12 protein-coding genes are annotated in these 12937 nt (G+C 38.3%); 9 read left to right on the top strand and 3 right to left on the bottom strand.

Going from position 1 to position 12937, the window contains the following annotated elements:
- Nucleotides 1-42: 42 nt before the first annotated feature.
- Together MKZ25_RS18180 and MKZ25_RS18175 are read right to left on the bottom strand one after the other, a co-directional pair.
- Nucleotides 43-1755, bottom strand: a complete 1713-nt coding sequence (locus tag MKZ25_RS18180) for an ABC transporter ATP-binding protein (protein ID WP_340802711.1) — start codon at nucleotides 1753-1755, stop codon at nucleotides 43-45.
- The gene (locus tag MKZ25_RS18175; protein ID WP_340802710.1) at nucleotides 1752-2486 is read right to left on the bottom strand and encodes a MerR family transcriptional regulator; all 735 of its coding nucleotides are present in this window, start codon (nucleotides 2484-2486) and stop codon (nucleotides 1752-1754) included. The genes MKZ25_RS18180 and MKZ25_RS18175 overlap by 4 nt, the downstream gene beginning before the upstream one ends.
- Before the next feature lie 342 nt (nucleotides 2487-2828).
- On the opposite strand from MKZ25_RS18175, the gene MKZ25_RS18170 reads away from it, so the two are divergent.
- From MKZ25_RS18170 to MKZ25_RS18135, 8 genes are all read left to right on the top strand, one after another.
- Nucleotides 2829-4406: an NlpC/P60 family protein gene (locus tag MKZ25_RS18170; RefSeq protein WP_340802709.1), complete on the top strand. Its 1578-nt coding sequence runs from the start codon at nucleotides 2829-2831 to the stop codon at nucleotides 4404-4406.
- Nucleotides 4407-4526: 120 nt separating this feature from the next.
- Nucleotides 4527-4928 carry a DUF948 domain-containing protein gene (locus MKZ25_RS18165; protein WP_340802708.1) on the top strand — a complete coding sequence of 134 codons (402 nt, stop codon included), beginning with the start codon at nucleotides 4527-4529 and terminating at the stop codon, nucleotides 4926-4928.
- Nucleotides 4929-5302: 374 nt separating this feature from the next.
- Nucleotides 5303-5425 carry a hypothetical protein gene (locus tag MKZ25_RS18160; protein WP_340802707.1) on the top strand — a complete coding sequence of 41 codons (123 nt, stop codon included), beginning with the start codon at nucleotides 5303-5305 and terminating at the stop codon, nucleotides 5423-5425.
- A 31-nt stretch (nucleotides 5426-5456) separates the two neighbouring features.
- On the top strand, nucleotides 5457-5579 hold the full coding sequence (locus MKZ25_RS18155; protein WP_008405892.1) for a hypothetical protein: 123 nt from the start codon (nucleotides 5457-5459) through the stop codon (nucleotides 5577-5579).
- Nucleotides 5580-6017: 438 nt separating this feature from the next.
- Nucleotides 6018-6581 carry an alkyl hydroperoxide reductase subunit C gene (gene ahpC / locus MKZ25_RS18150; RefSeq protein ID WP_087618112.1) on the top strand — a complete coding sequence of 188 codons (564 nt, stop codon included), beginning with the start codon at nucleotides 6018-6020 and terminating at the stop codon, nucleotides 6579-6581.
- 212 nt (nucleotides 6582-6793) lie between these two features.
- On the top strand, nucleotides 6794-8350 hold the full coding sequence (gene ahpF / locus MKZ25_RS18145) for an alkyl hydroperoxide reductase subunit F (protein ID WP_340802706.1): 1557 nt from the start codon (nucleotides 6794-6796) through the stop codon (nucleotides 8348-8350).
- 79 nt (nucleotides 8351-8429) lie between these two features.
- On the top strand, nucleotides 8430-8741 hold the full coding sequence (locus tag MKZ25_RS18140; protein WP_340802705.1) for an RNA polymerase alpha subunit C-terminal domain-containing protein: 312 nt from the start codon (nucleotides 8430-8432) through the stop codon (nucleotides 8739-8741).
- An 85-nt stretch (nucleotides 8742-8826) separates the two neighbouring features.
- Nucleotides 8827-9048, top strand: coding sequence for a hypothetical protein (locus MKZ25_RS18135; protein WP_340802704.1), 222 nt, complete (start codon nucleotides 8827-8829; stop codon nucleotides 9046-9048).
- Between the two features lie 416 nt (nucleotides 9049-9464).
- Here the strand turns inward: MKZ25_RS18135 and MKZ25_RS18130 are convergent, their stop codons facing one another.
- Nucleotides 9465-10337 (bottom strand): MerR family transcriptional regulator, encoded by an 873-nt coding sequence (locus MKZ25_RS18130; RefSeq protein WP_340802703.1) that lies wholly within the window; start codon nucleotides 10335-10337, stop codon nucleotides 9465-9467.
- 176 nt (nucleotides 10338-10513) lie between these two features.
- On the opposite strand from MKZ25_RS18130, the gene MKZ25_RS18125 reads away from it, so the two are divergent.
- Nucleotides 10514-12715, top strand: a complete 2202-nt coding sequence (locus tag MKZ25_RS18125; protein WP_340802702.1) for an MMPL family transporter — start codon at nucleotides 10514-10516, stop codon at nucleotides 12713-12715.
- Nucleotides 12716-12937 lie beyond the last annotated feature (222 nt).

Genomic DNA, 12937 nt, shown 5'->3' with positions numbered 1-12937 from the left:
GAAAAAAAGTGCTGCGAAGTTTTCTTCGGAGCACTTTTTACTCTAAACCATTTGCATTTTGGACCAAAGCTGTTTGTAGTAGGAATGGGCTTCAATAAGCTCCGCGTGTGTACCTTCGCCTGACAGCTGACCGTCTTCAAACAGTAAAATCTGGTCGGCGTTAGTAATTGTAGAAAGGCGATGTGCAATAATGATGGTCGTCCGGTTTTGCATTAATGTCTGTAATGCAAGCTGGACCTCACGTTCAGATTCATTGTCCAAATTCGATGTCGCTTCATCAAGCAGCAATATTTGGGGATTGCGTAAAATTGCACGGGCAATCGCAATCCGCTGCTTTTGGCCCCCTGATAATTTAATGCCGCCTTCTCCAACTTCCGTTTCAATTCCATGTTCAAGTGCCATCACAAAATCATAGGCATAGGCGGCCTTCAATGCTTCCATTACTTGTTCGTTTGTTGCTTCGTTTTGACCATACAGAACATTTTCGCGGATTGAACCATTCATAAGGGGGGCGTCCTGTGTCACATAGCCAAACAATTTCCGCCATTCATATAAATCATACTGTTCAATATTTGCCGATCCATATAAGATTTTGCCTTCAGTCACTTCATAAAAGCGTTCGATTAAAGAAAACATCGTCGTTTTCCCACCGCCACTACTGCTTACAAATGCGGTTGTCTTTCCGGAGGGAATCGTAAAGTTCATCCCTTTTAAAATAGGCTGCTCGGCATATTGAAACTTTACATTTTGAAAAATGATATTTTGTGCTGCCGCAGGAATTGAAAGACCGGATATTCTTTCGGTTTCCTGAGCGATAATCGATTGAATACGTTCTGTTGCGCCAAGTGCTTTTTGCAAAGCTGTGAAAAAAGTTGCCATTTGTGTAAAAGGAATAATGATCTGCACAAGGTAAATCATAATCGCAACAAGCTCCCCTGAAGAAATTGCTCCTGAAGATACTTGTGTGCCCCCATACCCGAATAAAAGAATCAGCACAATCATCATAATGAGCGTCATAATCGGAGATAAAATAGCGAGAATCTTTGCTTCTTTTAAACCAAATTCGTAAAGTTGCTCAATCCGGTTGTCACCCCGTTCTTTTTCCAATGTTTCGGTTTGCGAAGACTTTACAAGTCGGATATTTGATAATACCCGTCCAAGGTGGCCACTGAATGAAGCGAGTTCGTCTTGATTGGCTTTAGCAATTTTATGCATTTTTTGTCCAAGTGGCAATGTAACAAAAATTGCAAGCGGTACGGCTATTAACATAAGAAGCGTCATTTTCCAGTCGATCCAAAGTAAAATTGCAATTGCACCGATTATAGAGAAAATACCCGATACGAAGCTTACTAGATGATCGGTTACAAGTTCTTTTACTACGCTTGTATCCTGTGTAATACGGCTCATCGTTTCCCCGGATTCGTGGGCATCAAAATAAGGGGTTTTTAAGTGTAAAATATGCTGCCAGAGTGTATTTCGCAAGTTCGCGACAATCCGTTCACCGAGCATACGCATTAGAAAGTAGGTCAAACCACTAAGAACTGCCTGTATAACTAAAATTAGAGCAACAGCAGTGACTGCTGTCCAGGCAAAACCCGTAGTCGAAAAATCGTTGATCATATTCATCGTAAATAACGGTACAGCGAGTGAAGCGAGTGTTTCGATAATACTTAATACAAAAACAATGATGACGAGCTTTTTGGGAAATTTGCTTTTTTTAATGAGTTCCCATAATTGCTTTAGCTGAATGTTCATGTAATAACCCCCTCTAATATGTTCAATCGTGCAGCTTGATCCAATAGCCAATTTTCTTCTTCATTAGAAAGCGGAATCGTAAATAACCAATTATCAAAATCAATATTTGCATGTTTTTCAAATTCCTGCGCTAAACTTTTCGTTAGTTCTGGCGGGATTATTGAAAATAACTGTTCGATCAGTTGTTTTAGTTCCTCATCTTCCGGCGGATGCAGGAAAGCCTGTTTAATTTCATAGAGACTTTCAATGTAACGTCGATTAATTTCGATAAAATTCAAATCTAAATAATTGTATATCTGTTCAATGAGCGGCTCCGGTATATACTGTCTTAAATAATCCTTCTGGGCATCCTCTGTCAGTAAACTGTGTATGATGAGCAGCAATGTAGTGGAATCAACAGCCGTGCTTTCCTGGTGAATGTGAATGGCTGTATCGATCGTTGCAAGCATTTGTTCCAGCTGCTTTTTCTTCTTTAGTAACTGCAACTTCTGATGTTCCAAAGATTGAAGCAAAGAATCATCTTTTTGGAGCAGCTCTTTAATTTCCTCCAAAGAATAATCAAGATATTTGAAAGTCACGATCTTTTGGACAGTGATGATATTAGCATCATTATAATAGCGCTGTCCGCCTTCAGAAATACGTGCAGGTATCAATAAACCCTTTTCTCCGTAATAACGTAAAGTCCGAATTGTAATGCCGGTCTTTTTAGAGAATTCCCCAATTGAATACATATCCCTCACTCCTTATATGTAGTATAAAAGCTGACGTAACGTAACATGCAATAAAAACGATTGATAAATATTAATATAATGAATTTGCGGTAAATCAATAGAAGCCTGTAGTACAAAAAAATAATGGGCTTATTTATCGAAAGTTGTCACATTATGTTTCACGTGAAAAAATTCCAACTGAAAATGAACCAGTTAACTAATAGTTAATGATAAATTTTTATAAAAATCTGAAAATAATGAAGAGATAATATAGAAAAAAATAACAATAAATACTATTATAGTTAGAAAGAAAGGGTAAGGTCGTACACAGCTAGGAGAATTTAATATTATGGGGGTTAGAAAATGATGAGTAGGAATATGGACAGGGTTAGGAAAATTTTACTTCAAATTGGGATAGTCTGCTTGCTAATCGTAGCCGTAACAAATACAGGCCACGCCCAAATGTTTTCGGATGTAAAAAGTGACTCTAAATTAAATGAAGAGCTTACAGTGTTAAATAATTTAGGTGGAATAACACAATCGCCAAACGACAATTTTCGTGCAGATAATCTTATTACCCGCTATGAAGTGGCAGAGTTTATCGTACGTACATTGCAAATCGATTTAGAAATGAGTGCAATTCCTACATATTTAGACATCCAGACAGATGATCCGCGAATGCCTGTCATTGCAGCAATTACTGAGCTTGGCATAATGATAGGGTATGATGGTAAATTTAATCCCGATGCAAAGATAACGCGTGCACAGTCGGTACAAGTTTTGACGCGTGCATTTCAGTTAACTGGACAGGCTGAAATACCATATACGGATATTGAAAAAAATCATAGTGCCGCACCTGCAATCCAAGCTTTGGTAGCACATAAAATTGTCTACCCTGTAAACAATCAAAAATTCTATCCTAGTGATATGATGACCCGTGGGAATTTTGTTTCGTATCTTGCAAGAATTATTGAGCCATCATTAAGACCTGCTGAACCCGAACAGCCTGTGTTCCAAAGCTGTGTAAAAGAAACCACAAAAAAGCGTTATGTAATCGATGTCGCAGTAACGAATTTATGGAATAAATCTAACCAGGCACGTGCTGTCGATTATCCTTCGACAAAAAATCCGGTAGAAATGCAAAAATGGATTTCATCATTAAGTTTGTCTCAAAAGAAATGGCTTGTTGGACGAACAGATACCCAAGCGTTATATGGCGATGAAGTATCTTTGCTTGAAACAAAAGGGAAATGGCAACGTGTCGCGGCAAAAGACCAATATGTACCGTATTTAAAGGCTGGTTATCCTGGATGGGTTCCACAATCTCATGTTGTGGCAACAAATAAAAACTATGATGATTGCGGCATTGCGATTATTACTGCAGATAAAACAAATCTGTTAGAAAAAGATGAGAAAACGAAATTTTTACAAATCAGTTATGCAACAATTTTGCCGGTAATTGAAGAGACAGCGAAATATTATTATGTAGAGACACCAGGTGATGGGGTTAAACTACTAAAGAAAAGTGCAGCAAAAGCGTATGCATCCTATAGCGAGGTTCCAAAACCGACAGCTACTACAATTATTAATGAAGCAAAGCGTTATTTGGGCTTGCCGTATCTTTGGGCAGGAACCTCATCATGGGGTTATGACTGCTCGGGTATTTTATATGCGGTATTCCGTACACACGGCATCATGATTCCGAGGGATTCATTTTATCAGGCAACAGGCGGAAAAGCTGTTGCGAAGAAGAATTTAAAGCCGGGGGACCTTGTATTCTTTGCGTATAACGGTGGCAAGGGGAAAGTGTATCATGTTGGCCTTTACGTCGGTGATGGTAAAATGTTGCATGCACCAAACTACGCTTCAAAAGTAAAAATCGAATCGATGAACAACGGTGTTTATAAAAAGAACTACTCAGGTGCGCGACGCTATTTATAATTGATGGCATATTTATATTACGTTTCGTTTTAACTTACATGGTGAAATATTTAGTGTATTGTTAGGAGTAAGTTGGGTATATGTAAGGAATAAAGGAATTTTAATAAGGAGGCATATTTTATGAATCCATGGTTTTTGACAGCTCTCGTTATATTGGGAATTGCTGTAGTTCTGCTAATTGTCTGTATTATTGTAGTAATTGGACCAATAAAAAAAGTTGTTACACTGCTGCTGGCACATATTGAAGGAATTAAAAAACAGCTGAACCCTATTCAAACCGAAACAACGAAATTAACTACAACGGTCGATCGCATGAAGGCAGATATCGAATTTAAAAAAGAATCTATCCAGTCTGTCATTCAATCCGTCAAACACACAGGTGATGTATTGAACCAAGTGAGCGATGTGTCACATGATGCGACTGTGAAGGTTATGAAGAAAGCAAACAATGATCCACAACGACAAGCAGAGGTAGAACGTTGGACCAATACTGCAATGGGTATTATTCAGCGAAAAGCGTAATAGGAAAAGGGATGTATAATTTTATACATCCCTTTTTTAGTTTTCATTTATCGTAACGAAAATAAAGAAACTACCAATTAAATATGAACATAATTTTATATGTAAGCGTTATTATTCTGTACTAGGACAGAACTAGCTACCTTAACTTCTATTCTTCTATTTTTTGTTTAAAACCATGAAATTAGGACTTTCACAAAGTGTTCAAATAAATCAGATAAATTATGAACACATTGTGAAAATAGGGGTTAGGAGGTTTCTTTTTAAATGAAATGGAGTAAAATAGAAAACAGGAAGTGTGTTATATAACAATCTGCAACTGTCACGGGAGAATCGACTATTTATAATACAGTTTTATAAAAAAGGAGAAATGGAACATGTGGGTAGTAACAGTATTTAACGATATAAATGATATTCGTATATTTGAATATACGACGAAACTTGAAGCGACTTCAAAATTAGAAAAATATACAAACGCGATATTATCATATACAAAATAAAAAACAAAACATGGAAAAGGAGCGGTAAAATATGTGGGTAGTAACAGTGTTCAATAATCCTAATGATATTCGTATGTTCGAATACACAACGAAAAGCGAGGCTGCAGCATTTTTAGCGAAATACAAAAATGCAGTTCTGTCGTTTACAAACTAGTTAAAGAAAGGTCTATGTAGAAAGTTTCTGCATAGGCTTTTTTATTTGTAAGGTAATATCGAGAGTAGATATGTCCATCTTTCTCGTTTATTAGGGAGATGTTACGTTAATCGAGAATAGCGACTATTAGAAAAACTCTTGCTGTTAGTCAAAAACATGGGAGAGAACATTAATTATTGGATAATTATTTTCCGACAAATAAAATATACAAAAATAACGTTTTAAAGACATATTTTCTTTATAAAGTATGATTTAACTGCATTAAAACACCCTCCGAAATTCTTTGTGACATTAATTTGAGATTTATAAAGAATAATTTCCTGAATTTAAGTTGCAGATGGTTGACGAAATAATACTAATATAAGATAATTCTAGATGGTAATAATAATTATTTTATAATAATTATTTCATTGATATTTATATAGGAGGAATTTTAAAATGGCATTAATCGGTAAAGAAATCGCACCATTCGCTGCGAAAGCATTCCAAAAAGGTGAATTCATCGACGTAACTTCAGAAAACTTCAAAGGACAATGGTCAGTTGTGTGCTTCTACCCAGCAGACTTCACATTCGTTTGCCCAACTGAGTTAGAAGACTTGCAAAACGAATATGCTACTTTAAAATCTTTAGGAGTAGAAGTTTACTCTGTATCGACGGATACACACTTCACTCACAAAGCATGGCACGATACTTCTGAAGCAATCGGCAAAATTGAGTACATCATGATTGGCGACCCATCTCATACAATTTCTAAAGCGTTTGACGTATTAAACGAAGAAGACGGTTTAGCAGAACGCGGTACATTCATCATCGATCCAGACGGTGTTGTACAAGCATTAGAAATCAATGCTGGCGGTATCGGCCGTGACGCTTCAATTTTAGTAAACAAAATTAAAGCGGCTCAATATGTACGTAACAATCCAGGTGAAGTTTGCCCAGCTAAATGGGAAGAAGGCGGCGAAACTTTAACACCAAGCTTAGATCTTGTAGGTAAAATCTAATCTGAGTAGTAAATAACAAACAAGTAAGCGACAAAAACAACCTTTATGGCTTGGTTTTTGTCGCTCTGTTTTTAACTTGAGATAAGAATGGGAAGCTCTCTACCTTCTAAATTAAATAGAAAAGAGGTGGAAGGCTGGCTGTATTAGAGAGAGAATCGCCGCTTATTTTTCGGGAAGGAACGATAAGAGGTGTTCATACAGCAGCTTGTGCAGTGTTAGATAATCAGATTAAAGCACAATTACAACAGTATTTATCAATGCTGGAAGGTGATTTATTAATTAAAGTGAGTGTTAATGACGACAAAACATCGCAAGAAATGCTCAATTTAGTGGAAGAGCTGGAAAAGATGTCATCCCGCATCACGGTACAGCATGCAATATTAGAACGTACCCCGAGTTTCAGTATTAATAAAGTAGGTGAAGGGGAATCTGGCGTTACGTTTGCGGGGTTGCCACTTGGTCATGAATTTACTTCATTAGTTTTAGCACTTTTACAAGTTTCAGGTCGTGCACCGAAAATCGATGCAGCCGTTGTAAAACGCATTCAGGCGATTAAGCAGCCATTGAAGTTTGAAACGTACGTAAGTTTAACTTGCCATAACTGTCCTGATGTCGTGCAGGCATTAAATATTATGGCGGTTTTAAACCCGAACATCTCGAACACGATGATCGAAGGTGGAGCATTCCAGGCTGAAATTAAAGATCGTGGCATTATGGCGGTTCCTACTGTCTATTTAAACGGCGAAAACTTCGGTGGCGGTCGTATGGAGTTGGAAGATATTTTAACGAAGTTAGGCGAAGTATCGGACGGCTCGGAATTTGCAGATAAAGAAGCTTTTGATGTATTGGTAGTAGGTGGTGGTCCTGCAGGTTCTGCGGCTGCTATTTATTCAGCACGTAAAGGGATTCGTACGGGTATCGTTGCAGAACGCTTCGGTGGACAGGTTAACGATACGCTATCAATCGAAAATATTATCGGGACAAAGGCTACAGAAGGTCCTGCATTTGTTTCGAGCCTAGAAGCGCATGTATTAGACTATGACATCGATGTGATGAAATCTCAACGTGCAGCAAAAATTGAGAAAAAAGATCTGATCGAAGTAACGTTGGAAAATGGCGCGGTATTAAAAGGGAAAACAGTTATTCTTTCTACAGGGGCTCGCTATCGTCAACTTGGGGTTCCTGGTGAAGAAGAATTTAAAAATAAAGGCGTTGCTTATTGCCCGCACTGTGACGGACCGATTTTCAAAGGGAAAGATGTTGCGGTAATCGGTGGCGGTAACTCAGGCGTAGAAGCAGCGATCGACTTAGCAGGTATTGTAAACCATGTTACGTTACTACAACGCAACAGTGAGTTGAAGGCAGATAAAGTGTTGCAGGAGCGTGTTCGCGGCCTGAAAAACGTAACAGTTATTACAAATGCTTCAACTACTGAAATTACAGGAACTGATAAAGTGAATGGTCTAACTTATAAAGATGTTGTAACAGGTGAAGAAAAGCATATCGAGTTACAAGGTGTATTCGTTCAAATTGGTTTATTGCCAAACACAGAATTCCTTGAAGGAACTGTGGAAATGAATGCGCATGGCGAAATTATTGTCGATAAGCACGGTGCAACTAATATTCCTGGAGTTTTTGCAGCAGGCGATTGCACAGATACAGTATACAAGCAAATTGTTATTTCAATGGGCTCTGGGGCAACAGCTGCTTTAGGGGCATTTGATTATATGATCCGTAATGTTGATTCACGTGAATTTGTAGAAGCATAATATAGAATCCGTTGTACGTAAAATCGTGCAACGGATTTTTTTAAAGGGTAGAATAATGGTGATTAAAGAAAGATGATAAATGAAACAGGGGTTGATGGTGGTGGAAAGGAAGCGGACATTGCGTATTTGTCCAATGGGGCACCGGTATTATAAAAGTACAGATTGTGGAACTTGTCCTAAGTGTGAGCGGGCGAATAAACCGTCAGAAGGGTTTTTATCTCGTTTATCCTCACCTGCGCGTAATGCATTAGTAAATGTAGGCATTACCGAGTTGGAACATTTTGCTGAATATACGGAAAAAGAAATTTTGCAATTGCATGGGATCGGGCCTTCTTCATTGCCTATCTTAAAACATGCAATGGCCGAGAAAAACATAAATTTTAAAAGTTAAAAAGTTATTGCATAAAAGTAAAAGTGTAACCACCTCTATTTTCGGGTACTAGATAAGAGACTATTCGAAAAGGAGGCTTTTATATATGAAAGACGATAAAATAAAGCATAAAAAGCTCGACAATCCGGATTTATTGAATACCGAAAAGGAAAGCATTTTCGACATAGATGAGGAAATGAAATTTGTAGATCCAATTCCAATGGAAGAGTTGAATGACCAAGTAAAAGATGAAAAACATCGTGCGAGAACAAAAACTACTTCCGGCAGTGAGCGTAAAAACCAGCCGGACGAAACAAAAGACGCATAAATGATAGTAGGTACAAAAAGATTGACCATTTTGCAAATCAAGCAAAGTGGTCAATTTTTTCTTTTCGAATAGAATCAGAAAAACAGGCCGGGACATAACCCAAAAATGCTATTTTTCTCTGAGAGAAAAATAGCATTTGCTGAGCGTTAAAATTGATTTCCATTCCGGGACGCTTTCCGCGGGCGTGGCCTTACACGAACGTCTCAGGCGTCACGCTATTCCCGCAGGAAGCTTTGCTTGTAGCGAAAGGCGTAGCCGACAGCTAGTGTTTTAACAGTGCGAAAGGTGAAACCGTCAGCACGAACACTCGACCTGCATTCCAATCAATTTTGCAAAATATCCGTTTCTTAATAAAGGTTTTCCTGTTATTTAACGGTTATTCTACTTATGTCCCAGCCTCTCGGTAAGAATCATGCCTAAAGGTTAGCAGTTGGAAGGATATCGTCAATTGTTCTTGCTAGTTTTAACGCTTTTAATTGGAACTGTTCATAAAAAAGTTCTGTCCCTGAACCACCAATATAAAAAGAAATATGCTCGTGAACCTGTGCCAATTTTTCAAGTGTATGAATGGACTGGGCAAATTCGTTGTAAGCAATCTCGGTAGATCCTGTCAGCAGTACAATGGCAGGCTTCTTTAATGCGATAGCGGATTGTATCGCAGTTGGAGCAGGTGAAGGACCGAGCATTAGTGTACGGTAACCCCGCAACATACATTGGATAAGCAGAATTTGCATAGGGATTTCATGTCTTTCTCCAGGTAGACAGCTCCCTAATGCGAGTGGTGCGTCGTCCGGAACATAAAAATGTCGACGAAGGTTGCTTAAAAAGTCACGCACTGTTTGACTGCTTATCGCTTCTTGGTATTCACCCCATGCTTTTTCGCACCAAAGCTGTCCGACTTCATGAAGGAAGGGAACGACAATGTCCTGAATTAGCTTCTCAACGCCAAATTTATGGTGAGCCTGTTCAAGTAAATGTAAAATTTCATGTTCATTCGCTTCGGTACCAGCTTGAATTAGTGCTTTGTGGAAGAACGATACAGGGTCTTCTTCTGGTACATCCTTATTTTTAATATAGTGATCTACCGCTTGTTTGATCGTCATACCGCTATTTATATATTGTTTCAGTTGCATTAACGTTTGAACTTCATCTTCCGTATATACGCGGTAGCCATTGTCTAATCTATCAGGTTGAATGATTTGATAGCGATCTTCCCATTTTCGGATCAGTTGTTTAGAAAGATTCGTTAAATTAGATACTTGTTGTATCGAGTAAGTTTTTTTAGTCATATTTTACCACCTCCTAAAAGGAATCCTTGTTAAACTCTATTCAACCGAAAAAGAAAGTACTTGTCAAATGTTTTTCGTATAATGTACAATGTTTGTATAACTTAGATTGAGGGGTATTATTAAAAAGTATCATTCCTTAGTAAAATTTGGAAGAGAAAATAAGAGGAGGCTATGTAATGTCTAAACATCCATTGGAAAAATGGGGAAGTGTAATGGGCGGTAAGAAGACACGTTGGGTCGTTTTGGCTTTATGGATTATGTTTGCCGTTGTATTTGCACTTATCTTCCCGCAAATTAATAGTGTTGAAAACTTTGTGGGCGATGAAATCCCTGATACTTATACATCAATTCAAGCAGGAAAAATAATGGAGGAAGAGTTTTCTTCTGATAGTGGGATACCGTTATTAATTACTTGGTATAACGAATCGGGTCTTACGGAAGAAGATTTGACAAATATTCAAGGGTTATACAAACAGCTTGCGGATGAACCGTTAGATGGACAGGAAACACTCCCGCCATTCCATGATCTTCCTGTTCAAGCATTGATGGGGTCACTTTCTGAGAACGGTGCAGCACTTGTCACACCTGTTTTCTTTTCAACAGATAAAAATTCAGATGTTCTAAAAGAAAATTTAGCGATTATTAAAGAACGTACAGAAAGTCAATTTGGCGAAAATCCATATGATACTAATTTAGAGGATGATGGACTTCATGCTCGATTCTCTGGACCGGTTGGTATTTCGATTGATGCGACAGATCTTTTTAAAGCAGCTGATGTGCAATTAATGGTTGCCACTGTAATTATCATTTTAGTCATCTTATTAGTTATTTACCGTTCACCAATTTTAGCGATTATCCCGTTAATTGTTGTAGGGGTAGCCTATTTGGTTGTAAGTCCATTGTTGGGCGTGATGGCTGAAAACGGATGGATCGATAAAGATGCACAAGCGGTAGCGATTATGATTGTATTACTGTTTGGTGCAGGTACGGACTATTGTTTATTCTTAATCACACGTTACAGAGATATATTGCTGACTGAAGATAATAAATTTACAGCATTGGCATCTGCTGTTCGTGAATCAACAGGCGCAATCGTAATGAGTGGCTTAACAGTAGTAATCGGTTTAGCGACATTGGCATTGGCGGATTACGGCGCATTCCAGCGCTTTGCTGTTCCGTTTAGTTTTGGTGTATTAATTACAGGTTTTGCAGTAGTTACATTGCTTCCGGCTATTCTTGGTATTTTAGGACGCGCAGCATTTTGGCCATTTGTTCCTCGTACAGAGGAAGCTGAAAAAGCAAATGCCGAAAAGAAAAACAAACCATATAAACAACGTAAGCCTAATCACCGCTATATGCGTAAGGTCGGTGAATTTGTTACTTCGAAACCATGGCTTGTCATAATTGTTGCAGGAGCGATATTAATTGGTTTGGCAATTGCGTCCACAAATATTAAATATAACTATGATTTAATATCTTCATTCCCTGAAGATATGCCTTCACGTGAAGGATTTACAATCATTGAAGAGAACTTTACACCTGGTGAATTAGCACCGGTTCAGTTGTTGGTAGACAGTGAAGGAACTGAGTTGGACATTACAGAGCAACTGTTAAAACTCCCATATGTCGGTGTAGTAAAAGAAATGCGTACAGGTGAAACAAACAACAATATCCAACTTTATGAAGTTGATTTGGATAAAAATCCATACTCGAATGAAGCGATGGATGATGTTGAGCAAATGAAGGGCGATGTGAAGGCTATTCTTGCGGATAACAATCTGGAAGACGGCAAATTCTGGATCGGGGGCGAAACGAGCTCTCAACTTGATACAAAAGTCGTTCAGTCAGGCGATGAAAAAATCATTCAACCTGTCATGATTATTATTATTTTCATCGTATTATTAGCATACTTACGTGCTTTAATCACATCGGTTCAATTAATGGTAACGGTAGTAATATCTTTCTTCTCTGCTTTAGGTGCGGGCTGGCTGATTATCCATTACGGTTTAGGTCATGAAGCGATGGCTAGTTCGATTCCGTTGTACAGTTTCGTATTTATTATCGCATTAGGTAATGACTATAATATTTTCATGATTTCTGATATATGGAAAAACCGCAAGCGCGGTATTGCGCATAGAGAAGCCATTTCAAATGGTATTGCTTCAACAGGTGCGGTTATTACATCTGCTGGTCTGATTTTAGCTGGTACATTCCTAGTATTAGCAACGTTACCAATCCAACTGTTAGTACAGTTCGGTATCGTAACAGCGGTAGGGGTATTGCTTGATACCTTTGTCGTACGTCCATTACTCGTACCATCCCTGATTACAGTATTTGGTAAATGGTCATACTGGCCGAACAAAAAGCTCGAAAAATAGCAAAAAGCGTATAGATCCCTAGTTTTAAAGGGGCTATACGCTTTTTTTAGTGTTAAGGAAATTATAGAATATCGCATTGTGGATCACCTGAAATAAAGTTTTGTCCACGTCCAGGCTAAAGCGCCAACTCCTTGGCCATTTCAGTCCCTCCGTACAAAAGTGGTGAACATTTTACTTTTGTGTCGGGCCTTCCAATGGCTTGCGGAGTTGAACGGGCGCTTT

The sequence above is a fragment of the Solibacillus sp. FSL W7-1464 genome, from assembly GCF_038004425.1.
GTDB lineage: Bacteria > Bacillota > Bacilli > Bacillales_A > Planococcaceae > Solibacillus.
This window is presented reverse-complemented; position numbering and strand designations above follow the sequence as displayed.